The following is a 25,825-nucleotide window of genomic DNA, read 5'->3' as shown; positions in this document are numbered from 1 at the left end:
AGACGGTTTTTAAAATTACATAATGAGGAGAGAGGCGATGGACAGCCTTACAACGGATAATGTTAAGCAATTAACACTTGCAGAGCTTAGAGAGCTGCAAACTAAACGGTTAAAGCAAACCCTGACTTTTGTATATGAAAATAGTCCGGTCTATAAGAAAAAGTTCGATGAAGCAGGTGTACATCCTGATGACTTTGTGACTTTAGACGATTTGGCAAAGTTTCCATTTACAACCAAACAAGACTTAAGAGACAACTATCCGTTTGGAATGTTTGCCGTACCGCAAGAACAGATTGTGCGTTTACATGCATCATCAGGCACAACAGGTAAACCGACCGTGGTGGGTTATACCCAAAAAGATATTAATACTTGGTCGGACATTGTTGCGCGTTGCTTACGCATGGCAGGTTTAACCGCGAAAGATATGGTTCAGGTGGCTTATGGCTATGGACTGTTTACAGGTGGTCTAGGCGCGCATTATGGTGCCGAGCGCTTAGGTGCGACGGTTATTCCAATGTCTGGCGGGCAAACTGAAAAGCAAGTTCAGCTCATTCAAGACTTTAAACCGACTGCAATTATGGTTACGCCATCATATTGCGTGAGCATTATTGAAAAGCTCGAACAGCAATTTGGTACTGCACGTAATACGTCTTTAAAAGTGGGTATTTTTGGTGCCGAGCCGTGGACCAACGAACTGCGCCGTGAAATCGAAGAACGCCTCAATATTAAAGCACTCGATATTTATGGTTTGTCTGAAGTGATGGGGCCGGGCGTTGCGATGCAGTGCTTAGGTGAGGGTGAAGGGCTAACCATTTGGGAAGATCATTTCTATCCGGAAATTATTAACCCAGAAACAGGTGAAGTCTGCAAAGATGGCGAACTTGGCGAATTAGTCTTTACCACCATTACCAAAGAAGGTTTACCGATTATTCGTTACCGTACTCGTGATTTGACCCGTTTACTACCGGGTGAAAATCTGGCAATGCGTAAAATGGATAAAATTGTGGGCCGTAGCGACGACATGCTGATTATTCGCGGTGTGAATGTTTTCCCGACTCAAATTGAAGAGCAAATTTTGCAAGTTCCGAATTTAGTTCCAAATTATGAAATTTTGGTGACTAAAAAAGGACATATGGATACTTTGCATATTCGTACAGAGATGTGTCATAACTGTACTATACAGGCCAATCAACTTGCTCAGGAGTTGATGAAACGCATTAAAACCATGATTGGGATTAGCGTTACTGTAGAAGTTGTGACAGAAGCGACCTTACCTCGTTCGGAAGGTAAGGCAAAGCGGGTAATCGATATGCGTCAGATTGCTTAACATCAAGATCATTCAGGGTATAGAATCTATACCCTGAAACTAAACGCCAAGACATGAGTATGAGTGCAAAAATACAGCAAATAATTGATTCTGTTGTAAAGAATGAAACCTTAAGTGGAACTTCGCTTATTTCGACAATTTTTGGAGATTCAGTACTTCATCGGGGCGGAAATATTAGTCTTGCGAGCCTGATTCAGTTATTAGAGCTATTTGGTTTTAATGACCGCGCTGTAAGAACCTCTGTTTTTCGTTTAGTTAAAAATGATTGGTTATGTTCAGACAAAATTGGCAGAACCAGTTTTTATCGCATTACCGATTCAAGCCGTTCGACGTATTTGCAGGCCGAGCAACGTATTTATAACGACCAGATGAAAGAGTGGGACCATTATTGGGACCTTATTCTGATGTCTAGCCTCGACACTGAAAATAAAGCGTTGTTAAAGAAAGAACTCGAATGGTTAGGGTTTGCCAATATTTCGACAAATTTAATGGCTTATCCGGGTTGTAACCGTATTGAACTGCAACGCTTGTTGGTTGACTTAAATATGAGTGAGCAAGTGGTGGTGTTTAAAGCCGAAACCTTGCAGCTCTTTAATAATTCGGTCGATACCATTGGTCGTATGCTCAGAACCAACTGGCCCATCGATGAATTACGCCAAAGATATCTACAATTTCTCGATATTTTTAGAGAAATTGGGGTGTTGCTGATGCAGGAAAACGAACAACTCGAACCTGTTCAGGCCTTTCAAATTCGAACTTTGTTAATTCATTACTATCGACGGATTTTATTGAAAGACCCTGCTTTGCCGCTTGAATTGTTGCCAACTGACTGGCCAGCGATTAGTGCACGAACTTTATCAATGAATATTTATAAAAAAGTATTTGAACCTGCCGATGAATACTTCTTGTCTGTTGCCGCAACAGCAGAAGGGCCAATGCCAAATGCCACAGCACATTATTGGCGCCGTTTCGGAGGTTTGGTTGCGACAAATGAGAGGTTAAATCATGCCTTGTTATAGTATTGACGGTGTTATTCCCGTCGTTAGCCCAGAGGCTTTTGTACACCCAACCGCAGTTTTAATTGGTGATGTGATTATTGAAGCGGGTGTATATGTGGGGCCATTTGCCTCATTGCGTGCCGATTTTGGTCGTATCCATATTAAGCAAAATGCTAATGTTCAAGATAACTGCACCGTACATGGCTTTCCACAAAGTGTGACTTTAGTTGAGGAAATGGGGCACATTGGGCATGGCACAACTTTACATGGTTGCCGCATTGGAAAAAATGTTTTGGTCGGCATGAACAGCGTAATTTTGGACTATGCCGAAATTGGTGAAAACACCATTATTGGCGCAAATAGTTTGGTCAAAACCAAAGACATTATTCCGGCAAATGTATTGGCAATGGGCAGTCCTGCCAAGGTTGCACGTGATTTATCAGAACAAGAAAAAAAATGGAAAACCAGAGGCACGCAAGAATACATTGAACTTGCACAGCGATGCTTAAATTCAATGCAAGAAGTTCAGCCTTTAAGCTCAGAGTTGGATGACCGCCTGACCTATAAGGACTTTAATTCTTCAAACTATCAGATTAAACAAGATAGTGTTTAACGGCTTTTAATCAGTCGATTTCAATACACATGAGTTCATAACACTTATGGAATACTCGCACGAGTAGGGAGACGTTTGTGCAAAAAATGGAAACCACTGCGGTTGATCAATTCGCAGAGCTATTGGGTGTTCAAGTGCTGCATCGCAGTTTTGATGAAGCGCGTTGCCAGCTTAATGTGAAAGACGAACACATGAATGCATTGGGTGGCGTGCATGGTGGTGTCATATTTTCGTTAGCCGATATCGCTTTTGCGATGGCTTGTAATGCAGGGGATGCGCCATATACTGGCCTACAGGCTGATATTCGCTATATGAGCGGTGCGAAAGATAGGATGTTATTTGCAACGGCAACCAAGGTCGGCAGTAGTAAAAAATTTGCGCATTATGAAGTTCTGATAACAGATGGTCTGAATAATAGAGTCGCTTTATTTACATCTACGTGTTACAGGCTTGCGCCGTGATATGTGGAATGGTAAAACAGAGTGGCTGGAATTCCACTCTGAATTAACATTGTTATCAATCCGTGCGAACACTGCAAATTGAACAATCTACTTTAAATAAAAAATACTCTATATAAATATTTGATTAATAGAAAATAAATGAAATTATTATTTATTTTTAAAGTACTAGATTTCACCAATCATACTATTTCTAACTTCTATTAGATGCTGATAAATAGCTTCATTCGCTGCTTTGGAATCTCTTTGTCTAAGAGCATCTACAAGTTTTCGATGTTGATCTCGATAACGCGCTAATCTATCAGGAGTTAAGCTTCGTTGTTTTAAAGATTCCCACTCTGGTTGTCTACGAACGCCATTAATAACTTCATATAGATCAGTTAATAGATTATTGTGAGCTGCGCCAAGAATGGCTTGATGCAACATACCATCCCAATGTTCAAAATCTAAAATTGTATTAGCTTTTTCGCTTTCTTCTAAACAATGAATAATTTGTTGTAAATCTCGACTAGATGCTCGGGTTGCTGCTAATTCCACAAATTGTGGTTCTAGCATTATGCGTAATTCCATTACTTCAACGGGACTAGCGCCATGGATGCGTTGTATTAATGAATCAGCTTTTTCAATATTAGTATTTGAAGGAGTATCTGAGACAAAAGTCCCACGACCCACATGTCGAGTGATAATCCCTTCTTGTTCTAATTGGTCCATTACTTTTCGGATAGTGTTTCGAGCAATACCAAATTGTTCAACTAGATCACGTTCAGGTGGCAATCTATATCCTGCTGGCCAAGTTCCATCGGCTATACGTTTACGAATATGCTGTATTAGCGCTGTACTACTATGTCTTGCTTTTTTTCGTAAGCCTTGTACCGCAATTTCCATAAAGTCTTTCACCTCTTTTACTTGTGATCCAATTCTAATCCAATTTATAAAAAAAGTCCATTTTTTTATAAATTGGTTCAAATATGATTGACAATAAAAGACCAATTAATAATAATGGTTCATGTAACAACTAATATGGTTTACAATTGGATCAAGATATGAAGCTATTAACATTTCGTAATGCTGCAGGCGATAATACTGTAGCTAAGTTAAATACTGATGGAACAGTTCAGCCACTTGCTTACCCAGATGGACGAGTTGTAAATAATTTATTAACTTTAATTCAAGACAATATTTCTTTAGAAACTCTCATAGATTTTGGACCTGCTCAAACTTTAGAATCAATAAAGTTATTAGCACCAATTCCTAAACCAATACGGAATATTTTTTGTGTTGGAAAAAATTATATTAATCATGCCCAAGAATTTACTAAAAGTGGTTTTGATGCTGGGCAAACTGCAGCAGATGCAATTCCAACTGATCCAATTGTTTTTTCAAAAACTCCTGAAACTGTAATTGCACACAAAGATCGTATCTGGGATGCAGCTGGTGTAAGTGATGCTTTAGATTATGAAGCTGAATTAGCGGTTGTGATTGGACAGGGTGGACGTGGTATCAATAAAGCTGATGCTATGAACCATGTTTGGGGCTATACCATTATCAATGATATGACTGCACGGGATTGGCAAAAGCGTCATAAACAATGGCATTTAGGTAAGTCCTTCGATACCTTTGGTCCTATGGGGCCTGTAGTTGTTACGGCTGATGAAATTGACGGACATAATCTTGACTTGAAATGTTGGGTAAATGATGAATTACGTCAAAATACCAATACTAAAGATCTTATTTTTGATATTCCAACACTAATTGAAGCGATTTCTTCTGGTATTACTTTATTACCTGGGGACATCATCGCTACTGGAACTCCAGAAGGTGTTGGTATTGGTTTCAATCCACCACGCTTCCTAAAAAGAGGGGATATTGTAAAAATTGAAATTAGTGGTATTGGCCAACTTGAGAATGAGGTGGGCGCATGACTTCTTCAGTAATTAATGGCCTTTGGGTTGAAGACAATGGCCTTGGTGAAGATGTATTTTTGTGTATCCATGGGTTAGGTGGAACTTCAAATTTTTGGTCCCCACTTTTAGCAGCTTTTGGTAATTATCGAGTAATTCGACCAGATTTAGCAGGTGCTGGTCGTAATTCTTCAGTATCTGAAAGCCTAACTATAGAAGGGCATGTTGAATCGTTAATCAAAATTTTAGATATTCTTAATATCACAAAAGTACATCTTGTCGCACACTCTATGGGGACAATTATTGCGCAACATTTGGCTGTAAACTATCCTCATCGTGTTCTTTCTATGTCTCTATTTGGACCTTTATCTGCTCCAGCAGATGGGGCCCGGGAAGCAACGCGTAATCGTGCAAAACAAGCAAGAACAGGCAATGCAGCTATGCAAGAAATTGCTGATGCAATATGTAAAGCTGCAACGAGTTCAGAAACAAAGAATGAAAGACTAGTTACACTAGCATTAATTCGTGAATCAATTATGCGCCAATCTCCAGATGGATATGCTCTTAACTGTGAAGCACTTGCTGAAGCTGAAAAAGCTGAAATTGAGAGATTAGATATACCTGTTTTACTTGTTACTGGTGATGAAGATGGAGTAGGGACTCCTGAAGGAACCCAAGCTTTAGCTCATCGATTAAAGAATTCTCAACAATTTGTTTTACAAGGATGTGGTCACTGGACAGTTTATGAAAAGCCTTTTGAGTGCATCCGATTAATAACAGATTTTTATAAAAAATTGGGTTTATGAAATAATTGATTCAATTGAAGGAATAAATAGTATGGATACTATAGCTATTACAAATATTTCAATTTTTGATGGAAGCGGAGCAGATCCCTACTTAGGCGAAGTTCTTGTGGAAGGCAACAAAATAAAAGCTATTGCAAAAAATGGAGAGTACTTAGAAACAGGAGATGCAAAAATTATTGATGGTCATGGGGCTTTCCTCATGCCTGGTATGACTGAAGGTCATACACATTTTTCTTGGAATGATCAACCAAGTTTATCCGCAATCCAATTCATGCCCCCTGAAGAACATATCCTTTGGTGTATTCGTGTAGCTAAAAGATATTTAGAAATGGGCTGGACAAGTGCATTGGGCGCAGCCACAGCTAAACCTCGTTTAGATGTAGTAACTCGTAATGTTATTGAAGCAGGAGCTTTTCCAGGACCGCGATATTTGGCAGGAAGCCAAGAAATTACGACACCTGGTGGGCTAGGTGATAATACTTTGCCTCATCTTCCAGATACTGCAATGAATTTTGGTGCTATTTGTAATGGCCCAGAAGATATGCGCCGTATTGTTCGTACATTCGTTAAATATGGTGTAGATCACCTGAAAATTAATCTTTCGGGAGAATATATTGCGGGTATTCCAGCAGAAGCTAACCCTTTTTCTGAAGAAGAAATTGCTATGCTGGCATCTGAAGCCAGAATAGCGGGCAAAAGAGTTGCTGCACATGCTCGTTCAAATGAGTCAGTAAAAGCATGTATAAAACATGGATTTGAATTAATTTTCCATGCTAGCTTTGCTGATGAAGAAGCTTTAGATATGTTAGAAGCTAACAAAGATAAGCATTTTGTCGTTCCTGGTTTAGGTTGGTTGATTAATACCCTTTATAACGCCAGTGATTATGGTATTACTGAAGAAATTGCAACCAAAATGGGATATAAGCGTGAACTAGAAGTAGCTTCTGAAACACTTTCCAAAATGCATAAAAGAGGTATACGTGTATTACCAGGAGGTGATTATGGTTTTGCTTGGATGCCTCATGGAACCAATGCTAAAGATCTTGAATACCTTGTCAAATATGTTGGTATGACTCCTAAAGAGGCTTTAATCTCAGCTACTAAATATGGGGCTGAATTAATGATGAGGCCAAATGATTTAGGACAGATTAAAGAAGGATTTCTTGCAGATATTATATTGGTTGATGGAAATCCAATCGAAAATCTTGCCTTATTACAGAACCCTGAAAAGATTTTAATGGTTATGAAAGATGGTGAGATTTATAAAAATATGCGAACTGTCCTTCCTCCACGTGGAGTGATTCGTTCTGTTTATGGTGGAAATCCTTTAGTAGAAGCAGGAGTACGCAAAGTATCTCCTAATGATCCAATGAGTTCTCATACCACCTAAATCTAAATCATTTGATGGTTTTACCTTTGGAGTTCGCGGGGTAAAACCACATTTCATCTTTTTTCGGAGAATTATCATGTCCCGATTCTATTTAATGGGGGCAATAGCTTCGCTTATTGTTTTTTTTACAACAAGTGTATCTGCCCAAAATTTTACGATTAATTCATTTTCATTATTAGCAACTAATAAAGCAAAGCCTGATGCGATCTATGGTTATGGTACTAGTGATGAAGATTTACAGATGTTTCAATATGAACATTTCAGTACCCATGATTGGGGGGATATTTATTTTGATGCAGAACTATTTCATGGAAATGATGTAGGTTCACCAGTAGAGAGCGGAAATGATTTTCAATCATTATTTGTATTAAACCCAAGATTAAGTATTGGTAAACTAACAAATACTCCAATAAGTTGGGGTCCTATTAGTGATGTAAGTCTTATAGGAAGATGGGAGGTTAGTAGTTATCCATCTAGTAATAACTTCCATTCGCAGAATTATGGAATCTCTTTAAATTTTAATGTACCGTATTTTTCTTGGTTTGAATCAGGTTTGCTTTATCGTGATACTAATTTTGATCCAGACACTTGGTTATGGCGTACTGTATTAATGTCTAATCCGATCAAAATAAAAGAACAAAATTTTCATATTAATTTATTATCTTTAGTAAATGGTAGTAGCCATAATGGAACAGAAATATTTGAGAGGGGCGATTTATTATGGGAAATAGGGAAAAAATCTAAAACTCAAATCGGAGTTCGGCTCGAATATGTGAATTATGCTAATGATCCTTTAAAAACTAGCGGAGACTATAGCCGATTTACTCCTTTTTTAATGATTAAATATACACCTTAGTTTTTCTAAACAATCTTAAGTTATAGTAAGATTTGTAAGTGGGGATATATCCCTGCTTACTTATAACTATCTTTCAATGAGCCTTTTCAGAATCTAATAGAGAATCTCATCGTTGTGATGAAATGGGATTATTTGAATATGTGTTTGAAAAGATTAAAAAGGGTAAAACCTTCTACAACCCCCACTTAACAATAACTCCCTCATTATTTAGCCTTACTTTTCTAATGGTTTAATTTAAAACAAATGGCATTTTGCGTGCTTGACTGTAAAAGGGTAGAGCACTATTCTTTGCCTGCTGGCCTACATTGCCAGACGGTCGTCGCGGACCGTGATGAAAGATCGCATCAGAGTTATTCCTTCTGAGGGATAGTCTTATGCGTGAACTCCTCGTCTCCTCCCGTTGCGGTAGGACGGGAGAGGGACACCCTCGGGTGTGCTGGTTATATCTTTCACCAGTCCGCGAACCCTTTCTCGTTCTGCCACCATAATTTTAATGTCGGCAGAACTCCCAATAAAAAGGAGTTGGCTTTGCACATCCATTATTTCTTGGCTCTCAATGCCAAAAGTTATAACGACACAGCTTAAAAAATTAAAGCAGCTTGAACACCTTGAGGTTTTCAGGCTTAAAGTCTTTTTTACTTAAAACTTAGCAATAACAAACTCGAGATGTGCCAAGCACAGTCTTTACGGCTTTGCTATGCCTTTTTTTCTCCCAAAAAAGTATCTCGCTTAGAAACAACAAGAATTTATAACGGTAAAACTATGCCAAATTTAGTGCTTTCTTCTCGTGCCATACACGTCATCAATAAGTCGATTGATTTATTTCACCACCGTGGCTTTCATACGGTTGGGGTAGATCGAATCGTGAAAGAGTGTGAAATTACCAAAGCGACTTTTTATAACTACTTTCACTCTAAAGAGCGGTTTATTGAAATCTGTTTAATCGTGCAAAAAGAACGTTTAAAAGAAAAAGTGGTTTCAATTGCTGAGTACGACCAAGGCACAAGCGTGACCGATAAACTCAAGAAACTTTATTTCTTACACACCGATATAGAGGGGCTGTACTTTCTATTATTTAAAGCCATTTTTGAAACGAAACTGATTTATCCAAACACCTATCAAATCGCGGTGAGATATCGAACATGGCTCATCAATGAAATCTATAGCCAACTTATAAAACTAAAAACCGATGCGACTTTTCAAGACGCCAAACTGTTTTTATATATGATTGAAGGCGCAATCATTCAGCTTTTAGACTCAAATCAAGTGGACGAGAGGGAAAAGGTGCTGGATTGTTTTTTTGTAGGGTTCGTTTAAGACATATACATAAATACGGGCCTATAGGCTGATATTCGCTATATGAATAGTGCTAAAGATAATACGTTTTTGTAACGACAAGGCTTATTAACCTGTCTTGTCGTTACCACCATGAGCCGCGCTGACCTGTTGGTTATTTGTCATAATAATGATAGTTCTTGGTAGTTTCCTAATTTATTAAATAGAGACCTACTTATCTTTTTATAAGGTTTGGTAAACAAGACACTAGACCAAATGTCAAAGCACTTAATCCCAAAATCTGAAAGAAAGTTGATAGGCTAACGTTAAAATGTAATACAGCAATACTTCCAATAAAGGCGGCAATAATCATTCTAATGGTGCCAGCGATAAGAGGGGCTAAAAGTCGCTTCGAGCCTTGACCTGCAAAGTACAGTGCCATTCCAATCCCTATTGCTCCATAAAAAGGTGCCACATGCTGTAAGTAGGTTATTCCAGTTTGTATGACTGCTTGATCACTACTAAAAAGTCCGAGCCATATAGAAGGAAAAATGCTAAAGAAAAGACCTATTGAGCCCGTGATTAGAAAACTAATAAAAACTCCAACCCATGTTATATGGTGTGCTCTTTGAAATTGTCCAGCGCCATAATTAATCCCTACCATGGTCATAATGGCTGAGCCGATACCAAACATAAGTGGAATCTGTATATAGTCCAAGCGAGAAGCAATACCGTACCCAGCAATTGCATCAGATCCAAATTGACCAACTAAAGTGGTGATGATGATTACAGTTAAATTAACTTGAATGACACCAATTGCAGATAGTGAGCCAATACCAAGAATCTCTTTGAAAAAATGTAGGTTAAGGGGGCTAATAGATAATTTGATGATGCTATGCGTCGCACGCATATGGCTAATGAGATATATGATAGCGAAAACATAGTAACTTAAGACCGCTAGTCCAGCGCCAGCGACGCCAAATGAGGGAATAAATCCCCAACCAAAAATTAAAAGAGGAGAGATTGGTAAAAGCAGGACACCACCTAAAAGTGTTACACGAGCTGGGGTTTTGGTATCACCCGCACCACGTAATGAGGCGGAGAGGAGTGCTACAGCCCATATGAGAGGTGAACCTAGAAAAATAATATTGGAATATTTTAGAGCGGCATCTAAAGCTAAGCCCGTAACACCCATTAAGTGGTAAATTGTGGGGGCTGCAATGAGCATAACAATACTAAAAATTCCTCCCAAAAGACCAGCAAGAATGACGCCATGCCAGACGAGGGATTGCATATCTTCTAATCGACCTGCTCCAGAAGCTCGTGCAATTGCTGAAGAGAGTCCTCCGCCAAATCCACCATTTGCTAACATTTGCATAAGCATAAGAATTGGAAAAACAACGGCGACACCAGCCATTACTGGGGTTCCTAATGAGCTTACAAAATAAGTTTCTAGCAATCCAATCAATGTCTGTACGAAAAGAACAGTTATTGTGGGTAACGCTAGTTTCAACATTGTTTGAGTAATTGGCCCATTTAAAATCGCTTGATTTAAATCTTGTGCTTTTAATGTCTGGCGTATTGATTGTTCCTGCATAGTCTAAGTTCGCTCTAGAAGTGTCTGGTCAAGGATATTTCTATCTCTGTAACAGGATCGATTTTAAAAATCTTGAGGTTGCCAACCACCACCTAGTGATTTGTAAACTGCTACAGCTGCAAGGGCCGAATCAGTTTGTGCTTGAAGTTTTCTATCTGAAAATTGCAAAGCATTTGAATCTGCTTGTAATACTTCTATTCGGCTGTTAATCCCTTTTTGATAGGCAATTAAAGCGATTTTCTGTGCATGCTTTAATGCATTTTCTCCATCTTGGAGAGCCATTAACTGTTCTTGTCGTTTAGACAAAGTTGATAATGAGTTTTCTACATCTTCCGCTGCATGTAAGACGGCTAATTGGTAGGCTGCGAGCTTTTCGGCTTCTTGGCCCTTGGCTAAGCGAATTTCTGAATTAACTCGACCAAAATCAAATAAGCGCCAACGTAAACCTAATAAGCCAGCTGCCTGATTGGCACCACTTGAAAATAAGTTTCCACTTGCTGTGGTTGCACTACCTATCAAACCGCCTAAAGAGACCTTTGGGTAATATTCTGCAATCGCACTTCCAATGCGTGCATTTGATGCTGCCAATTGTCTTTCAGCCATGATGAGATCTGGTCGTCTACGTAAAAGATCGCGAGGTGTTCCTGTTTCTGTAATCTGAGGAATAACGGGAATTGGTTTTACTTCTGCTAGTTCTGCTCGGTGAGTTCCCGGTACGGTTCCAAGCATAACGTCGAGGGCATTCATGGCAATGTCTAGATTCATTCCAAGAACAGGAATAACAGCTTGAACTTGAGCGACATTCGCTTTAGCTTGTTTGACCTGAAATTCGGAAGCTAATCCTTTGCTGTATAAAAGATTAATGGTTGAAAGAAGTTGCTGTTGGGTTTTTAATTGTTGATGGGCAATGTCTAATCGAGATTGTAAGCCACGAATATTAATATAGATATTTGCAGTTTGAGCTGCGACCATTAAACGGACGGCTGAGGCTCCTGCAGTTGAAGACTGATAATTTGCAAGAGCAGCTTCACGATCTCTGCGAAGACCTCCAAAAATATCTAACTCCCAAGTTGCACTTAAATTTGCGTCATAAGAACGACCATGTCGGTCAAAATCTGGCATTGAATTTAAAACTTGCCCCAAAGGTGTTTCAACAGATTGGTAAACTTTAGCTGCTTGTGCGCCAACAGTACCTATTGGTTGTAAAGAGGCATTAGCTGCCGATAATCCAGCCTGAGCTTGAGTCACTCGAGTATATGCTTGGGTCAGATCAAGATTTTGTTTTAACGCTAATGTGACATATCGAGTCAGTTGCGGATCATTAAAACTTTGCCACCATACGGCAATATCAGCTTTGCTATTGTCATTTGATGAGTTTAAGGGGGCGCCAAGGTATTGCTCGGGTAGAGATATATGAGGGCGTTTATAATTAGGACCTACGGTACACGCAGTAAGAGTACTTACGATGATGGGTAGGAAAACGATAGATCTAGATAACATATTTCCCCCGAGGCGAGATTTTGAACAATAATTTAATTGTGACTATAATACAATTTAGTCACTAGTTGTCAATATCATTTCGCAAGAGTTAAACTGCCACTTCCAGATAAAGGTTTAAATTGAAAATATGAGTAAAGAAAAGAGTAGTTATCCTGTTTCAAAGCGAGGACCAGAAGATCATGATGTAAGAGATCAAATTCTGAGTGCCGCTACAGAGCATTTCAGCCGATATGGGTATGAGAAAACTACAGTTTCTGATCTTGCAAAATCTATAGGTTTCTCTAAAGCTTATATTTATAAATTTTTTGAATCTAAACAGGCAATTGGCGAAATGATATGTGCCAATTGTTTACGTGAAATTGAAGATGAAGTTAATACGGCTATTAATGAAGCTGAATATCCAGCTGAAAAATTAAGAGTGTTATTTAAAGTAATTGTTGAAGCAAGCCTTCGTTTATTTTCTCAAGACCGCAAGCTCTATGAAATTGCCGTTTCTGCTGCTTCTGAGAAATGGGATGCGACAATCGCTTATGAAAATCGAATTCTTAAAGTAGTACAGAATATTATTCAAGAAGGTCGCCAATCAGGTGATTTTGAAAGAAAAACTCCAATTGATGAAGCAGTTAAGGCTATTTATTTAGTGATGAGGCCTTATCTGCACCCACTACTTTTACAACATAGTATTTCATATAACACGGATGCTCCAGTCTTGCTTTCTAGTCTTGTACTGAGAAGTTTATCGCCATAATAGATTTGTGACTATTGACTAAATTGGTCACTTGATTAAAAATGAGTCTCCTGATTAATTTGTTAAGGGGGGCTCAAATATGCTTTATCGTCGCCTTATTCCGTTTACAGCAGTATGTATATTTCCTTTTTTCTTGCTCGGTTGTGCTGAAAATACGCAATCTGACCCCCGTACTTCGGCGCCGTTAGTACGAATCGCAACTGTACAAGATGAAATCACTTCCGATTCAAGAGCATTCACAGGCACGATAGGGGCGCGGGTAGAAAGTGATCTAGGTTTTCGTGTCTCTGGCAAAGTCATCAAACGATTTGTTGAAGCAGGCCAGACGGTAAAACGCGGTCAGTTACTGATGCGTATTGATCCGGTCGATTTAGAACTTGCTGCCAAAGCCCAGCAGGAAGCTGTAGATGCAGCTAGAGCGCGTGCAGAACAAGCAGAGAAAGATGAAGCTCGATATCGTGATTTGAGTGGAAGTGGAGCTATATCTGCTTCAGCTTATGATCAAATTAAAGCCGCGGCAGATACAGCAAGAGCACAGCTAAATTCTGCCCAAGCCCAAGCAAAGGTTGCAATAAACGCAAGTCATTATGCCGATTTAATTGCGGATGGTGATGGTACGATTATGGAAACACTGGTTGAACCCGGTCAGGTTGTCAGTGCGGGTCAAACAGTCATTCGCTTAGCTCATTCTGGTCAAAGGGAAGCAATCATTCAGCTTCCAGAGACATTACGTCCTGCAATAGGGGCTATAGGTCAAGCTACACTCTTTGGTAAAGAAAATATAAGTGTCCCAGCTAAACTTAGACAGTTATCAAATACAGCAGATCAACTCACTCGTACTTTTGAAGCACGTTTCGTATTAGACGGCGATTTAGCAAATGCTCCTTTAGGTTCAACGGTTACTGTTCGTATTGCCAATCAAAATCAGAGTTCACAACATTTTTTTAAAGTGCCAGTCGGTTCCTTGCTTGATAAGGGCAAGGGAGCTGGAGTCTGGGTAATTAATGGAAAAACTCAGAAAGTAACATGGCGTCCCGTTGTGGTTAAACAGCTTGATGATGAATATGCCTATGTCACTGGCAATATTCAAAATGGAGATCGAATTGTTGCTTTAGGAGCGCATTTGCTTCGCGAAGGTGAATTGGTACGTGTTGCATCACAAGCGAGTCAGCCTTCAGTTGGAAATGAAGGGGACCACTCATGAGTGAGAAAGGATTTAACTTATCGGCCCTTGCTGTGCGTGAACGTGGTATCACGCTATTTCTGATTTTTTTGATTTCAATTGCAGGCATCGTTGCTTTTTTTAAATTAGGTCGAGCCGAAGATCCAGCTTTTACAGTGAAGGTGATGACCATTGTGACTGCATGGCCAGGGGCAACTGCTCAAGAGATGCAAGATCAAGTTGCTGAAAAAATCGAAAAACGGATGCAGGAGTTGCGTTGGTACGATCGAACAGAAACCTATACCAGACCCGGCTTAGCTTTTACGACACTGACTTTGCTTGATAGTACGCCACCATCACAGGTTCAGGAGGAATTTTATCAAGCAAGGAAGAAAGTAAATGATGAGATGGGTAACTTGCCTGCTGGGGTTATTGGCCCACTTGTTAATGATGAATATGCAGATGTAACTTTTGCTTTATATTCATTGAAGGCAAAAAATGAAGCGCAAAGATTATTAGTCCGTGATGCAGAAACAATTAGGCAGCAACTACTTCATGTACCGGGTGTAAAGAAAGTCAATATTATTGGTGAGCAATCTGAGCGTATCTATATTGAATTTTCACATGAGCGCTTGGCGACACTTGGCGTAAATCCACAAGATGTATTTGCTGCACTGAATAATCAGAATGTGCTTACTCCTGCTGGTTCCATTGAAACCAAGGGTCCTCAAGTTTTTGTCAGATTAGATGGTGCTTTTGACAAGTTACAAAAAATTCGTGATACCCCGATAACGGCTCAAGGTCGCACTTTGAAATTGTCAGATATTGCGACTGTTAAACGTGGCACTGAAGATCCTGCAACATTTATGATTCGTAATGGTGGAGAACCAACCTTACTGTTGGGCGTGGTGATGCGCGAAGGATGGAATGGATTAGATCTAGGTAAATCATTAGAGAAAGAAGTTAGTTCCATCAACGAAGATTTGCCTCTGGGCATCAGTCTAAACAAAGTGACTGATCAGGCGGTCAATATTAGCTCATCGGTAGATGAGTTCATGATTAAGTTCTTTGCAGCATTGCTTGTGGTGATGTTTGTAAGCTTTATTAGCATGGGATGGCGCGTTGGTGTCGTGGTTGCTATGGCTGTACCGCTTACATTAGCTATTGTTTTTGTGGTGATGCTGGCAACGGGTAAAAACTTTGACCGGATTACACTTGGCTCTCTTATTCTTGCTTTAGGGCTTTTAGTTGATGATGCCATTATTGCGATTGAAATGATGGTCGTGAAAATGGAAGAGGGCTTTAGTCGTGTTGCAGCCTCGGCCTATGCATGGAGCCATACGGCAGCGCCGATGCTTTCTGGAACCTTAGTCACAGCTGTAGGGTTTATGCCGAATGGTTTTGCTCGATCTAGTGCGGGTGAATATACCAGTAATATGTTTTGGATTGTTGGTATTGCACTGATTGCTTCATGGATTGTTGCAGTAGTTTTTACGCCTTACTTAGGTGTGAAAATGTTACCTAATTTTAAAAAAGTTGAAGGTGGCCATGCCGCAATTTATGACACCCCGCGATACAACCGTTTCCGTCAAATTCTTGAACGTGTGATTGCACGTAAATGGCTTGTTGCTGGTAGTGTTATCGGGTTATTTGTTTTGGCCGTAGGCGGAATGGCATTGGTAAAAAAACAATTTTTTCCAATCTCTGACCGACCTGAAGTGCTTGTTGAAGTACAGATGCCTTATGGAACATCGATTACGCAAACAAGTGCTGCGACAGCCAAAGTTGAGGCTTGGTTATCTAAGCAACATGAAGCAAAGATTGTGACATCGTATATTGGTCAAGGTGCACCTCGTTTCTATTTTTCGATGGGGCCTGAGTTACCCGATCCATCCTTTGCCAAGATTGTGATACGAACTGACAATCAGGAAGAACGTGAAGCCTTAAAACACCGCTTACGACAAGCCATTTCAAATGGACTTGCAACTGAGGCGCAGCTACGTGTAACCCAACTTGTGTTTGGACCTTATTCACCATATCCAGTGGCTTACCGAGTTTCAGGCCCTGATCCAGAAAAATTACGTGTGATTGCAGCTCAGGTTCAGCAAGTTATGAATGCCAGCCCAATGATGAGAACAGTGAACACTGATTGGGGAACTCGAGTGCCAGCTCTGCATTTCACATTGGAACAAGACCGTCTACAAGCAGTTGGTCTTACATCAAGTTCAGTCGCACAGCAATTACAGTTCTTACTGACTGGTATTCCGATTACATCTGTGCGTGAGGATATTCGTACCGTACAGGTGATTGCTCGTTCAGCAGGCGATATAAGACTAGACCCTGCAAAAATTGGTGATTTCACACTGACTGGAGCAAATGGACAGCGTATTCCTTTAGCACAAATTGGCAAAATTGAAGTACGTATGGAAGAACCTGTCATCCGCCGTCGAGATCGAGTTCCTACAATAACTGTTCGTGGAGATATTGCTGAAGGGTTACAACCACCCGATGTATCTACAGCAATTACCAAACAGCTTCAGCCCGTCATTAAAAATCTACCAAAAGGTTATCGCATTATTGAAGCAGGTTCGATTGAAGAGTCGGGTAAAGCCACTAAAGCCATGCTTCCTATTTTCCCAATCATGTTGGCAATGACACTACTCATTATTATTCTTCAAGTGAGATCTATCGCTGCAATGATTATGGTGTTTTTAACCAGCCCGTTGGGATTAATAGGTGTGGTACCAACACTTCTTTTATTTCAGCAACCCTTTGGTATTAATGCATTAGTCGGGTTGATTGCATTGTCTGGAATCTTGATGCGTAACACGCTCATCTTAATTGGACAAATTCAGCAAAACAAAGAAGCCGGGCTTGATCCGTTGAATGCAGTGGTTGAGGCCACAGTACAACGTGCCAGACCTGTAATTTTGACAGCTTTAGCCGCTATTTTAGCTTTCATTCCTCTGACTCACTCTGTGTTTTGGGGAACGCTTGCTTACACACTCATTGGCGGAACGCTTGCAGGAACCATTTTAACTTTAGTTTTCCTGCCAGCCATGTATTCGATCTGGTTCAAGATTGGGGCTAAACCAGCGGTTTAATGAATAAATTTTCAAATTTAAAAGGTATTGGAGTTCATATGTCAAACTCAAAAGTGGTTGTAATTACAGGTGTCTCGTCCGGTATTGGGCAAGTTACGGCAGAAAACTTTGCTAAACTCGGCCATAAAGTTTTCGGTACAGTCAGAAATAAAGTCAAAGCTCAACCTATAGAAGGTGTAGAGCTTGTTGAGATGGATGTGTCAGATGAAGACTCGGTCCAACGAGCGATTCACTTTATTATTGAGCAAGCTGGGCATATTGATATTTTAGTTAATAATGCTGGAGCAAGCTTAATTGGTGCAGTAGAGGAGACCTCTGTAAAAGAAGCAGAATTTTTATTTAACACCAATGTATTTAGTATTCTTCGTACTACACAAGCGGTATTACCTTATATGCGAATCCAGCATTATGGAAAAATTATAAATGTTAGTTCGGTATTGGGTTTTCTTCCTTCACCGTATATGGGGTTATATTCGGCAACCAAACATGCGGTTGAGGGATTATCTGAATCTTTAGATCATGAGCTCCGCCAATTTGGAATTCGTGTATCCATTGTTCAGCCTTCATTTACTAAAACTAATTTGGATAAGAATGCTCCTATAGTAAGTTCAAAAATTCCTGAATATGATAATGAGCGTAACTTAGCTACACAGGCTGTATTAAATCAGATTGATCATGCACCTCAGCCCGATGGTGTTGCTGATACCATTGTTAAAGCAGCACTCAATGATTGGCAAATGCGCCTTACACCATCTGGGCAAGCATCTTTGTTGAGTAAGTTACGTCGATTTATGCCGAGTGGCCCGGTTGATAAAAATATTAGAAAGACTTTTGGTTTGAAGTAATCTTTGAGTTATCTGAAAGGATCTAAATAATTGTTTTATTTAGATCCTTTTATAAAAAAACTTACCTAATTATTAAAAAAAATAGTGAAAAAATTGGCAAAGTAAGTAAGTCTAAAACCTAAATATATAATAATCTGTTTATTTTAGAGTCAGTTTTGAACTATGTCTTTACTAGGCTGATTTTCTAATAATTCGGATAAATTATTTTCTAGCCAAGTGGTTAAATCAAAGAGTCGTTCAGAAGCTTCTCGTCCAAAATCTGTTAATTGATAATCTACACGAGGCGGTATTTCTGCATAATCTTGACGTAACACAAAACCATCTTTCTCAAGTGTTTTTAAGGTTTGCGCCAACATCTTTTCACTAATCCCATCAATAACCTTCTTTAATTCATGAAAACGCAGACGTTGATCTCGAAGTGCAACTAAAATCAACACACTCCAGCGGCTAGTGAGTGTTAACAAAATTTTTCGAGAGGGACAATCTGCTGAAAAAACATATCCTTTCATTGCTCACCACCTTAATTACAAAACATTACATTTGTTTCTAAACTTACTTTTAGGTAAGTACTTACTTTTAGTAAGTTAAGGTACTACGATGATCAAAAGATATCAACTACATCAGATGGAGAACATCATGCGTATTGCAGTTACTGGTGCATCAGGTCAACTCGGCCAACTCGTTATTTCGCAATTACTTGAACGAACTGAGGCAAAAAATATTGTTGCATTAGTCCGCAGCCCTGAAAAAGTATCAGAATTAAGTTCAAAAGGAATCGAAGTTCGTGCTTTTGATTATGGGCATGATGCAGATAAACTTTCGGTTCAATTGGCAGGTGTCGATAAGCTTCTATTAATTTCATCGAGTGAAATTGGTCAACGAACAGTACAACACCAAAATGTGATTAATGCAGCAAAACTTGCAAACGTAAAATTTATTGTTTACACAAGTTTATTAAAAGCAGATACATCACCGCTTTTATTAGCACAAGAACATGTTGAGACTGAACAATATTTAAAAGCATCTGATATTGCACATACCTTATTACGTAATAATTGGTACAGCGAAAACTATGCAATGGGGCTTGCTCAAGCAGTTGAACAGGGCAAGATTTTTGGGGCAACGCATCACGGTAAAATTGCTTCTGCTTCACGCTTAGATTATGCGACTGCCGCCGCCGTGGTATTAACTCAAGAAGGGCATGAGAATAAAGTATATGAACTTGCAGGTGATACGAGTTATACCCTTGATGATGTAGCAAGATGGACAAGTGAGATCAGCAAAAAAGAGGTAATTTACCAAGATTTATCGGAAGAGGAATATAAAGCGCTCTTGATACAAGTAGGTCTACCAGAAGGTTTTGCGAGTATATTAGCGAACTCAGATGACGGTGTATCTAAAGATGCTTTATATAGTGATAGCAAAGACCTCCACCAGTTAATTGGTCGTGCCACTACAACTATGCAAGAAACGATTAAAGAGTTTTTATCTTAAGTTAGTGTTATAACACTTATCAAAAAATAAAAAGGCTTAAGTTTTATGATTTAGGCCTTTTGCATATTTTAATGAAGAGTTTAAAAAATAGTTTATTTACCCATAATCTTACTTATTTAAGAATTAAAAACTTATTAGTAGTGAAATTTTGAATAAATAAAGATTTTTTAAGAGGACAGATCAGCGCTTTTCGGTTCATGACCCCATAAATTAAATATACATATTCTTGCGATGAGCCAACTAATGCAAAAAACTGATCTTGTTGATCAATACCAACCAGTATTTCATTACTTAAGTTTAACAAGTCAAACGGTGATGCATTTTTTTTTGCCTCAACTGATATATTGAGATTCTCGAAAGTTTTCTTGATATCCAGTAATGAATAATAAAAATTTTTCTGATTTCGTTGAGCTTGCAGATAAGCAGTAATACGGTCTAAATCTATTTGTTTATCGTATTTTGCAGTAATTGCGGAAGCAATAAGAAAGGCGATGTTTGAACTATTTGACTCTATTGAGCCTACTTTAAGTTTAGAGATAGAACTCTGGATATTATCAGGTATATTTTTAACAGAAGCTGAGCACATATTGATTGACCTATAAATTGTGGTAGCTTGGGTTGTATTCAGCCCTGCTAATAATGATATAAAAACGATGATTTTTTTTAATTTAAGCGTCATATAAATGCTTTTATGCAATTTTTACTTAGCAAAACTTTAAGTTCCCATAACAGTTTTGTACTGGAATTTGGCCACTATTAACTGGACCAACAATAATGTTGCCAAGGGCTAAACCTGTTAAAGCATCTGCAACATCAACGTGGGCAGTCGAAGTCGTCACAAAACCTGAACTATCACCAATTGTGGCTTGGGGAATAGAAAGCCACCAACCGCGTTGAGCCATTAAATCTTCGGTCGTGATTGGATTGCCATTAGAATTGTAAGCTCGAGCAATTACGTTTCCTTCGGCATCAAGTGCTTGTGCTGTGGTTGGAAATGTATATGCGCCTTTGGTACCGATTTGGGGCCATAGAATGGGTTGGCTATTTAATGAGAGTAGCACTCCTGCATCTGGGTTTTCCCCAACATATAAATTATGTAAATCAATGAAGTTAAAAGGGGTATAAGTAGCACTTGCTGTCAGGCTGCCTAAATTCAGTAATGATGCGGCATAGAGATTAGGAACAATAAGATTAATAGGGCCCAAGTTAACCCCAGTCATACGTTTACCAGAGATAAATTGATAATACGCGCCTGTATCAACATTAATGCCTGACTCTTGTGTTCGTAAGGTTGAGGACAGTCTAGGTTGAGTTGTGGTTTCTTGGACATAGGCATTACCCGTTGCAACTGGAATTAGCCCCAGCGCATTAATAACCATCGGGTTTCTTAAGTTTTGTACTAAGCCCTGAAAAGCTCCACTTAATACATTTATGCCTGTTTCTCCGTCAGGGGTACCACCCACTTGTCCGGGTGTGGTGGGATCAGGATTTTGGCCAATAGACATGAGTAAATTTGCACTTTGTGCACCTATCGCTACTCCAACAATTTCGCGAGTAGAAGCACTTTCCGGGTTTTTTATTGCAAATTGAATGAATGGATTATTAAGAATGCCATCTGAATCGGCATAAGTACCGCTTATGCCTGGTTTTGGCCCAGTGATACGAACGTCTGATAAATCAATATCACAGTTGTCTCGGCCATTTTCCCCACCACATCCCAATTGTAAAGTCTTTATATTGGCATTTAGCTGAACTTCAGCTGAAGCAGTTAGAGAATAGAAGCCTAAATTACTTATATTTCCTGATTCGGTTGGAGAGATATAGTCCATAGTGAGAAAGGATTGGCCTGTTACGCCAGATAGACTCTTATCATCTAACTGGTTCAGTTGGGCTTTTACAAGAGAACTGACCAACATTAATGGTATTGTAAATAAGATAGCCTGTTTTATACTTCTAAGATTGTTCATACCAGTTCCTTGGCTTAAAGATTATTTTTCATAGGCTTAGTGTTTTTCTTGAAATTCTTCACTAAGCAATATGTGTATTAAGCAGCTCTACTGAACGAGAATTATGATTTGGTCTTTTATGAGACTTAAACAACAATAGAGACATAATGTGTTCAGTGCACACATTATGCTGGTGTTATGTGCGCGGTGTCAACATGCCTTTGAAGCAATCTGAAAATTTAAGTCAAAAAGCAAATTATCATCATGGAAATGTACGTGAAGAATTATTAAATGCTGGATTAGTTCATTTAGAAAATAATGATGCAGAAAGCCTCAGTTTTAGAGAAATGGCAAGGCAAATTGGTGTAAGTGCTAACGCGGTATATCGACATTTCGAAAGTAAAGACAGTTTTTTGGCCGCATTAGCAGCAAAAGGATTCCAACTTTTACAAGAAGAACAAAATCAGGCTATACAAAAAGCTGATACTCAAATTCAGGCATTAAAAATATTTGGTTTAACATATATAGATTTTGCAAAAAATCATCGGAACCTCTTTGCTTTAATGTTTAATCCGGACTTACAAAAAAATGAAATACCTGAGTTAAAAGAGGCTGCAGATAGTACATATGCTCGATTGCAAAGCTTAACGGCTTCAATTGTGGGTGTGAGTGAAGATAATACTCAAGTGGAAGTATTAGCGATGTTATGTTGCAGCCTTGTGCATGGCCTATCCCATCTTTTACTGGAAGGGCGCCTAGCTGAATCAGAAGAGAAAGCTAACAATTTAGTTTTATTAATTATGAATTATGCTACAGGTTTACTTGCTTCTTCGGCAGAGAAAAACTCTTAATTTATTCTATGTGTGAGGATGGAAAACTAGCCTAGATTTTACTAGGCTGTTTTTTATTAATATTTAAAAAAATTAATTTGAGCGTTCAACTAACTACTAACAATTTCAGGCTAAGCCATCTAACCAGTAACTAAGCTTATTCAGCAGCATGGTCATTGCCACCGTGCGCCGCTATAAACATAGCGACCGCTGATTTACTATAAGATTCAATTTCATGATCGTCGTTTGCTCTCACTTCATCAAAACGCGCAATCATTAACAGATCAGATCCTTTAAAAAGTGCAGCAAACATTCGAGCCGATTGAAAAGGATCGGGTATGTTCAAAGTTCCTTTTGTATGCAATTGAAGTAATAAGGTTTCAATTTGGGCGATGACATGGGTAGGGCCAGCTTCATAATGGAGCTTACTTAACGACTTTTGGTTTGTCTTATCGGCTACGATCATAGCCTCGACACTACGAACGTCTGGGCTTAATAACGTACGCAGTAGGGATGATCCCACCGCCATAAGTTGTTCTTCGGCCGAACCTTGGAGTCCTTCAAAAAGAGTTTGTGGTGCAAACTGTCGGCACCGATCCAATATTGCTGCGCTGAAAAGGGCCTCTTTATTTTCGAAATGTCGATAGATACTAAGCTTTGATATCTTTGCTTTCTGAGCAACTTTGTCCAATGTTGCTGCTTGAAAACCCAATTCGACAAAAAGTTCATACGCAGCATCCACTATCGTTTGAGCTAATGCTTGATTGACTGGCCGACCGCGTTGACTTCTTTTTTTCTCGCTCACAATAATTATAGTCCTTGACAGTATCTTAATTGCTGAATTACGATACCATGAAGTATCCAAAATGTGCAAGCCAGTGATTAGATCTCAGCGATGTCTTTTAGACCTAGATCTTCTCCTGCATATCTAACGCCATAGTGTTCGATGGGGGCAGCACAGTGATGGGTGACTTTCTCTGCAATATCGAAGTGTCTTAATTGCCTGTTACAAGTAAATATCTTATCAAGGTATTGAAACTCAGGCATCAGCTAACTTCTTGATTTAAATTAGGAGCCTATCACTATGGATGACGTCATTATTATAGGAGGCAGCTTTGCTGGTCTTGCCGCTGCACTGCAACTCGGCCGTGCCCGTCGTAAGGTCACTGTTCTTGACACGGGGCTGCCGCGCAATCGCTTCGCTGGTCATTCTCATGGGCTGCTTGGACATGACCATAAACCGCCGCTAGAAATCTTAGCTGAAGCACGTCGACAGTTAGAACGCTATCCAACGATTCAGTTAGTCAATGCTCGGGCTGAAAGCATCTCTGGTTCTATCGATAACTTTTCTGTTCTGACTCACGATGGCAAGACTATGGGCGCACGCCGTCTCATCTTAAGCTATGGTGTAGCCGATCAGATGCCTGATATTTCTGGTTTCGCTGAAAATTGGGGAACATCCATCGTGCCTTGTCCTTACTGTGACGGTTTTGAAGTTGCTGAACAACATTGGGGACTCGTCTGGTCTGGTCCAAAGTCCCACAATTATGTACGTCTATATCATGATTGGACGAGTACATTAACAGTCTTCACCAATGGTCACGAGATTTCTGCTGATGTTCTTGCAGATCTCGAACGCCGTAATGTAAATGTTGTAGAAGGTCAGATTACTGAAATTGTCCATAACGAAGGGCGCACAGTAACTGTAGGTTTTTATAACCATCAAAATGTCATGGTTGATATTCTATTCGCACATCCAGACACTAAGCCGTCCATAGGCCTACACGAAACATTGGGCCTTGCCACGGTCGCTACACCTTTCGGTATAGCCATTAAGGTTGATGAACGTCGTGAAACCAGTATATCCGGCATCTATGCTGCTGGTGATCTCGCTAATCCACTCATGTCTTCAGTTACCGCAGCCTCATCGCAGGGCGCACTTGCGGGTATCTCTGCTCAGCAGTCGATGTTAGTTTGAGTGCAAATACTCTTTTCTTTAGCTATGTGGTTGTTAGCCTTTGATTAAAAGCACTTCTGAGCAAGAGTTCGTCATATTTGATGACTGATTTTTAGTGCAATAAGAATAAAGAGGTTTCGGCCTCTTTGTTTAGCTTTTAGTAGGTAGATCCAGAGAAAAACTTATCTGGTACTAAACTTATAGCCAAAATGATTGAGGCATACTTTGACTCTGTTAAGTGAGTAGTCCATACAGCCTTATTTGGTTAGGAGCATTATTAACAAAAAATATTAGACCGGTCGTCTACTAATCTATATAGTGAGGTCTTACTTTGTTGTCCTTTTAGTTTTAAAGAGAAAATTAATGTCTATTATTCTTCATCATTTAAATGCTTCACGCTCATTTCGCATTCTATGGTTACTTGAAGAAATTAATCAACCTTATGAATTAAAAAGTTATTTTCGAGATAAAACTACAAATCTTGCACCTCAAGAATTAAAAAACATTCATCCTTTAGGCAAATCACCTGTGATTGAGCTCAATGGAAAAGTAATTGCAGAATCAGGTGCAATTGTAGAAATTTTGATTGAAAAGTTTGCTCCACAACTTATGCCTGCAAAAGATTCGGACAGTTATCTTGATTATTTGCAATGGATTCATTTTTCAGAAAGTTCGGCAATGGTTCCATATTTATTAAACATTTTTAATTCAATTGAGTTAAAAAATGGCACTCAATTAAAGTTCTTGGACCGATATGCGCATGCCGAGTTGGATAAAGTATTTTCGTATTTAGATCAACAATTAGTAGGCAAAAAATTCTTAGTAGGCAATAGCTTAACGGGTGCAGATTTTATGATTGGTTTCGTAGTCTATGGTCTAATTAATTCTTTAAATATTCGCTCAAAATATCTCAATATTGAACAATATGTAAAAAGTCTAGAAAGCTTAGAAAGCTGGCAAAAAGCCATGTCTATAGAACAAAATCTTCCTCACCAAACAAATGCCTAAAACAAAATGT

General features: G+C 39.2%; 24 protein-coding genes. 17 read left to right on the top strand and 7 right to left on the bottom strand.

From position 1 onward, the window contains the following. Positions 1 to 37 precede the first annotated feature (37 nt). From paaK to POD11_RS00445, 4 genes are all read left to right on the top strand, one after another. Positions 38 to 1,327, top strand: a complete 1,290-nt coding sequence (gene paaK, locus POD11_RS00460) for a phenylacetate--CoA ligase PaaK (protein WP_262455935.1) — start codon at positions 38 to 40, stop codon at positions 1,325 to 1,327. A gap of 53 nt (positions 1,328 to 1,380) precedes the next feature. Beyond that, complete coding sequence (gene paaX, locus POD11_RS00455; protein ID WP_000062822.1) at positions 1,381 to 2,346, top strand: phenylacetic acid degradation operon negative regulatory protein PaaX; 966 nt, start codon at positions 1,381 to 1,383, stop codon at positions 2,344 to 2,346. Continuing rightward, complete coding sequence (locus POD11_RS00450; protein ID WP_262455934.1) at positions 2,333 to 2,938, top strand: DapH/DapD/GlmU-related protein; 606 nt, start codon at positions 2,333 to 2,335, stop codon at positions 2,936 to 2,938. The genes paaX and POD11_RS00450 overlap by 14 nt, the downstream gene beginning before the upstream one ends. A 77-nt stretch (positions 2,939 to 3,015) precedes the next feature. Beyond that, complete coding sequence (locus POD11_RS00445; RefSeq protein WP_262455933.1) at positions 3,016 to 3,399, top strand: PaaI family thioesterase; 384 nt, start codon at positions 3,016 to 3,018, stop codon at positions 3,397 to 3,399. 165 nt (positions 3,400 to 3,564) lie between these two features. Here the strand turns inward: POD11_RS00445 and POD11_RS00440 are convergent, their stop codons facing one another. Then, positions 3,565 to 4,293, bottom strand: coding sequence for a FadR/GntR family transcriptional regulator (locus POD11_RS00440; protein WP_262455932.1), 729 nt, complete (start codon positions 4,291 to 4,293; stop codon positions 3,565 to 3,567). 146 nt (positions 4,294 to 4,439) lie between these two features. Here POD11_RS00440 and POD11_RS00435 point away from each other — a divergent pair, with 146 nt between their 5' ends. The 5 genes from POD11_RS00435 to POD11_RS00415 all read left to right on the top strand — a co-directional run bounded on the left by POD11_RS00435 (position 4,440) and on the right by POD11_RS00415 (position 9,666). Further along, the gene (locus POD11_RS00435) at positions 4,440 to 5,318 is read left to right on the top strand and encodes a fumarylacetoacetate hydrolase family protein (RefSeq protein WP_262455931.1); all 879 of its coding nucleotides are present in this window, start codon (positions 4,440 to 4,442) and stop codon (positions 5,316 to 5,318) included. Next, positions 5,315 to 6,103, top strand: coding sequence for an alpha/beta fold hydrolase (locus tag POD11_RS00430; RefSeq protein WP_262455930.1), 789 nt, complete (start codon positions 5,315 to 5,317; stop codon positions 6,101 to 6,103). Before POD11_RS00435 ends, POD11_RS00430 begins: the two co-directional genes overlap by 4 nt. A 31-nt stretch (positions 6,104 to 6,134) precedes the next feature. Then, complete coding sequence (locus tag POD11_RS00425; protein WP_262455929.1) at positions 6,135 to 7,493, top strand: metal-dependent hydrolase family protein; 1,359 nt, start codon at positions 6,135 to 6,137, stop codon at positions 7,491 to 7,493. A gap of 76 nt (positions 7,494 to 7,569) precedes the next feature. After that, the gene (locus tag POD11_RS00420) at positions 7,570 to 8,349 is read left to right on the top strand and encodes an outer membrane protein OmpK (RefSeq protein WP_262455928.1); all 780 of its coding nucleotides are present in this window, start codon (positions 7,570 to 7,572) and stop codon (positions 8,347 to 8,349) included. 762 nt (positions 8,350 to 9,111) lie between these two features. Beyond that, complete coding sequence (locus tag POD11_RS00415) at positions 9,112 to 9,666, top strand: TetR/AcrR family transcriptional regulator (RefSeq protein ID WP_262455927.1); 555 nt, start codon at positions 9,112 to 9,114, stop codon at positions 9,664 to 9,666. 193 nt (positions 9,667 to 9,859) lie between these two features. Here the strand turns inward: POD11_RS00415 and POD11_RS00410 are convergent, their stop codons facing one another. Together POD11_RS00410 and POD11_RS00405 are read right to left on the bottom strand one after the other, a co-directional pair. Next, the gene (locus POD11_RS00410) at positions 9,860 to 11,221 is read right to left on the bottom strand and encodes an MATE family efflux transporter (RefSeq protein WP_262455926.1); all 1,362 of its coding nucleotides are present in this window, start codon (positions 11,219 to 11,221) and stop codon (positions 9,860 to 9,862) included. Positions 11,222 to 11,284: 63 nt separating this feature from the next. Beyond that, positions 11,285 to 12,721 (bottom strand): efflux transporter outer membrane subunit, encoded by a 1,437-nt coding sequence (locus POD11_RS00405; protein WP_262455925.1) that lies wholly within the window; start codon positions 12,719 to 12,721, stop codon positions 11,285 to 11,287. Between the two features lie 127 nt (positions 12,722 to 12,848). Here POD11_RS00405 and POD11_RS00400 point away from each other — a divergent pair, with 127 nt between their 5' ends. The 4 genes from POD11_RS00400 to POD11_RS00385 all read left to right on the top strand — a co-directional run bounded on the left by POD11_RS00400 (position 12,849) and on the right by POD11_RS00385 (position 18,580). Beyond that, entirely contained in the window at positions 12,849 to 13,469 is a 621-nt protein-coding gene (locus tag POD11_RS00400) for a TetR/AcrR family transcriptional regulator (protein WP_016144887.1), read from the top strand. Positions 13,470 to 13,548: 79 nt separating this feature from the next. Further along, entirely contained in the window at positions 13,549 to 14,673 is a 1,125-nt protein-coding gene (locus tag POD11_RS00395; RefSeq protein WP_262455924.1) for an efflux RND transporter periplasmic adaptor subunit, read from the top strand. After that, positions 14,670 to 17,735 carry an efflux RND transporter permease subunit gene (locus tag POD11_RS00390; RefSeq protein WP_262455923.1) on the top strand — a complete coding sequence of 1,022 codons (3,066 nt, stop codon included), beginning with the start codon at positions 14,670 to 14,672 and terminating at the stop codon, positions 17,733 to 17,735. Before POD11_RS00395 ends, POD11_RS00390 begins: the two co-directional genes overlap by 4 nt. Positions 17,736 to 17,773: 38 nt before the next feature. Beyond that, complete coding sequence (locus tag POD11_RS00385) at positions 17,774 to 18,580, top strand: oxidoreductase (RefSeq protein WP_262455922.1); 807 nt, start codon at positions 17,774 to 17,776, stop codon at positions 18,578 to 18,580. Between the two features lie 149 nt (positions 18,581 to 18,729). Here POD11_RS00385 and POD11_RS00380 read toward each other — a convergent pair whose 3' ends face one another. Continuing rightward, positions 18,730 to 19,089 (bottom strand): winged helix-turn-helix transcriptional regulator, encoded by a 360-nt coding sequence (locus tag POD11_RS00380; protein ID WP_016144891.1) that lies wholly within the window; start codon positions 19,087 to 19,089, stop codon positions 18,730 to 18,732. A gap of 127 nt (positions 19,090 to 19,216) precedes the next feature. On the opposite strand from POD11_RS00380, the gene POD11_RS00375 reads away from it, so the two are divergent. Then, positions 19,217 to 20,074, top strand: coding sequence for an SDR family oxidoreductase (locus tag POD11_RS00375; RefSeq protein WP_262455921.1), 858 nt, complete (start codon positions 19,217 to 19,219; stop codon positions 20,072 to 20,074). 112 nt (positions 20,075 to 20,186) lie between these two features. Here POD11_RS00375 and POD11_RS00370 read toward each other — a convergent pair whose 3' ends face one another. After that, complete coding sequence (locus POD11_RS00370; protein WP_316249931.1) at positions 20,187 to 20,660, bottom strand: hypothetical protein; 474 nt, start codon at positions 20,658 to 20,660, stop codon at positions 20,187 to 20,189. Between the two features lie 118 nt (positions 20,661 to 20,778). Beyond that, the gene (locus tag POD11_RS00365; protein ID WP_262455919.1) at positions 20,779 to 22,041 is read right to left on the bottom strand and encodes a hypothetical protein; all 1,263 of its coding nucleotides are present in this window, start codon (positions 22,039 to 22,041) and stop codon (positions 20,779 to 20,781) included. A gap of 194 nt (positions 22,042 to 22,235) precedes the next feature. On the opposite strand from POD11_RS00365, the gene POD11_RS00360 reads away from it, so the two are divergent. Next, positions 22,236 to 22,871: a TetR/AcrR family transcriptional regulator gene (locus POD11_RS00360; protein ID WP_262455918.1), complete on the top strand. Its 636-nt coding sequence runs from the start codon at positions 22,236 to 22,238 to the stop codon at positions 22,869 to 22,871. A 136-nt stretch (positions 22,872 to 23,007) separates the two neighbouring features. Here POD11_RS00360 and POD11_RS00355 read toward each other — a convergent pair whose 3' ends face one another. Beyond that, positions 23,008 to 23,655, bottom strand: a complete 648-nt coding sequence (locus POD11_RS00355; protein WP_262455917.1) for a TetR/AcrR family transcriptional regulator — start codon at positions 23,653 to 23,655, stop codon at positions 23,008 to 23,010. A gap of 279 nt (positions 23,656 to 23,934) precedes the next feature. On the opposite strand from POD11_RS00355, the gene POD11_RS00350 reads away from it, so the two are divergent. Together POD11_RS00350 and POD11_RS00345 are read left to right on the top strand one after the other, a co-directional pair. After that, positions 23,935 to 24,828: an NAD(P)/FAD-dependent oxidoreductase gene (locus POD11_RS00350; RefSeq protein ID WP_262455916.1), complete on the top strand. Its 894-nt coding sequence runs from the start codon at positions 23,935 to 23,937 to the stop codon at positions 24,826 to 24,828. 342 nt (positions 24,829 to 25,170) lie between these two features. Beyond that, the gene (locus tag POD11_RS00345) at positions 25,171 to 25,815 is read left to right on the top strand and encodes a glutathione S-transferase family protein (protein ID WP_262455915.1); all 645 of its coding nucleotides are present in this window, start codon (positions 25,171 to 25,173) and stop codon (positions 25,813 to 25,815) included. Positions 25,816 to 25,825 lie beyond the last annotated feature (10 nt).

It is taken from the genome of Acinetobacter sp. P1(2023) (assembly GCF_028367635.1).
In the GTDB taxonomy this organism is placed as follows: Bacteria; Pseudomonadota; Gammaproteobacteria; order Pseudomonadales; family Moraxellaceae; genus Acinetobacter; species Acinetobacter pittii_E.
Note: the sequence above shows the minus strand (reverse complement) of the source record. Positions and strands in the feature narration are given on the sequence as shown.

Bases quoted from the DNA above. Each gene is read 5' to 3' on its own strand.
- paaK (WP_262455935.1), top strand. From the start codon at position 38: ATGGACAGCCTTACAACGGATAATGTTAAGCAATTAACACTTGCAGAG.
- paaX (WP_000062822.1), top strand. From the start codon at position 1,381: ATGAGTATGAGTGCAAAAATACAGCAAATAATTGATTCTGTTGTAAAG.
- POD11_RS00450 (WP_262455934.1), top strand. From the start codon at position 2,333: ATGCCTTGTTATAGTATTGACGGTGTTATTCCCGTCGTTAGCCCAGAG.
- POD11_RS00435 (WP_262455931.1), top strand. From the start codon at position 4,440: ATGAAGCTATTAACATTTCGTAATGCTGCAGGCGATAATACTGTAGCT.
- POD11_RS00430 (WP_262455930.1), top strand. From the start codon at position 5,315: ATGACTTCTTCAGTAATTAATGGCCTTTGGGTTGAAGACAATGGCCTT.
- POD11_RS00425 (WP_262455929.1), top strand. From the start codon at position 6,135: ATGGATACTATAGCTATTACAAATATTTCAATTTTTGATGGAAGCGGA.
- POD11_RS00420 (WP_262455928.1), top strand. From the start codon at position 7,570: ATGTCCCGATTCTATTTAATGGGGGCAATAGCTTCGCTTATTGTTTTT.
- POD11_RS00415 (WP_262455927.1), top strand. From the start codon at position 9,112: ATGCCAAATTTAGTGCTTTCTTCTCGTGCCATACACGTCATCAATAAG.
- POD11_RS00410 (WP_262455926.1), bottom strand. From the start codon at position 11,221: ATGCAGGAACAATCAATACGCCAGACATTAAAAGCACAAGATTTAAAT.
- POD11_RS00405 (WP_262455925.1), bottom strand. From the start codon at position 12,721: ATGTTATCTAGATCTATCGTTTTCCTACCCATCATCGTAAGTACTCTT.
- POD11_RS00400 (WP_016144887.1), top strand. From the start codon at position 12,849: ATGAGTAAAGAAAAGAGTAGTTATCCTGTTTCAAAGCGAGGACCAGAA.
- POD11_RS00395 (WP_262455924.1), top strand. From the start codon at position 13,549: ATGCTTTATCGTCGCCTTATTCCGTTTACAGCAGTATGTATATTTCCT.
- POD11_RS00390 (WP_262455923.1), top strand. From the start codon at position 14,670: ATGAGTGAGAAAGGATTTAACTTATCGGCCCTTGCTGTGCGTGAACGT.
- POD11_RS00385 (WP_262455922.1), top strand. From the start codon at position 17,774: ATGTCAAACTCAAAAGTGGTTGTAATTACAGGTGTCTCGTCCGGTATT.
- POD11_RS00380 (WP_016144891.1), bottom strand. From the start codon at position 19,089: ATGAAAGGATATGTTTTTTCAGCAGATTGTCCCTCTCGAAAAATTTTG.
- POD11_RS00375 (WP_262455921.1), top strand. From the start codon at position 19,217: ATGCGTATTGCAGTTACTGGTGCATCAGGTCAACTCGGCCAACTCGTT.
- POD11_RS00370 (WP_316249931.1), bottom strand. From the start codon at position 20,660: ATGTGCTCAGCTTCTGTTAAAAATATACCTGATAATATCCAGAGTTCT.
- POD11_RS00365 (WP_262455919.1), bottom strand. From the start codon at position 22,041: ATGAACAATCTTAGAAGTATAAAACAGGCTATCTTATTTACAATACCA.
- POD11_RS00360 (WP_262455918.1), top strand. From the start codon at position 22,236: ATGCCTTTGAAGCAATCTGAAAATTTAAGTCAAAAAGCAAATTATCAT.
- POD11_RS00350 (WP_262455916.1), top strand. From the start codon at position 23,935: ATGGATGACGTCATTATTATAGGAGGCAGCTTTGCTGGTCTTGCCGCT.
- POD11_RS00345 (WP_262455915.1), top strand. From the start codon at position 25,171: ATGTCTATTATTCTTCATCATTTAAATGCTTCACGCTCATTTCGCATT.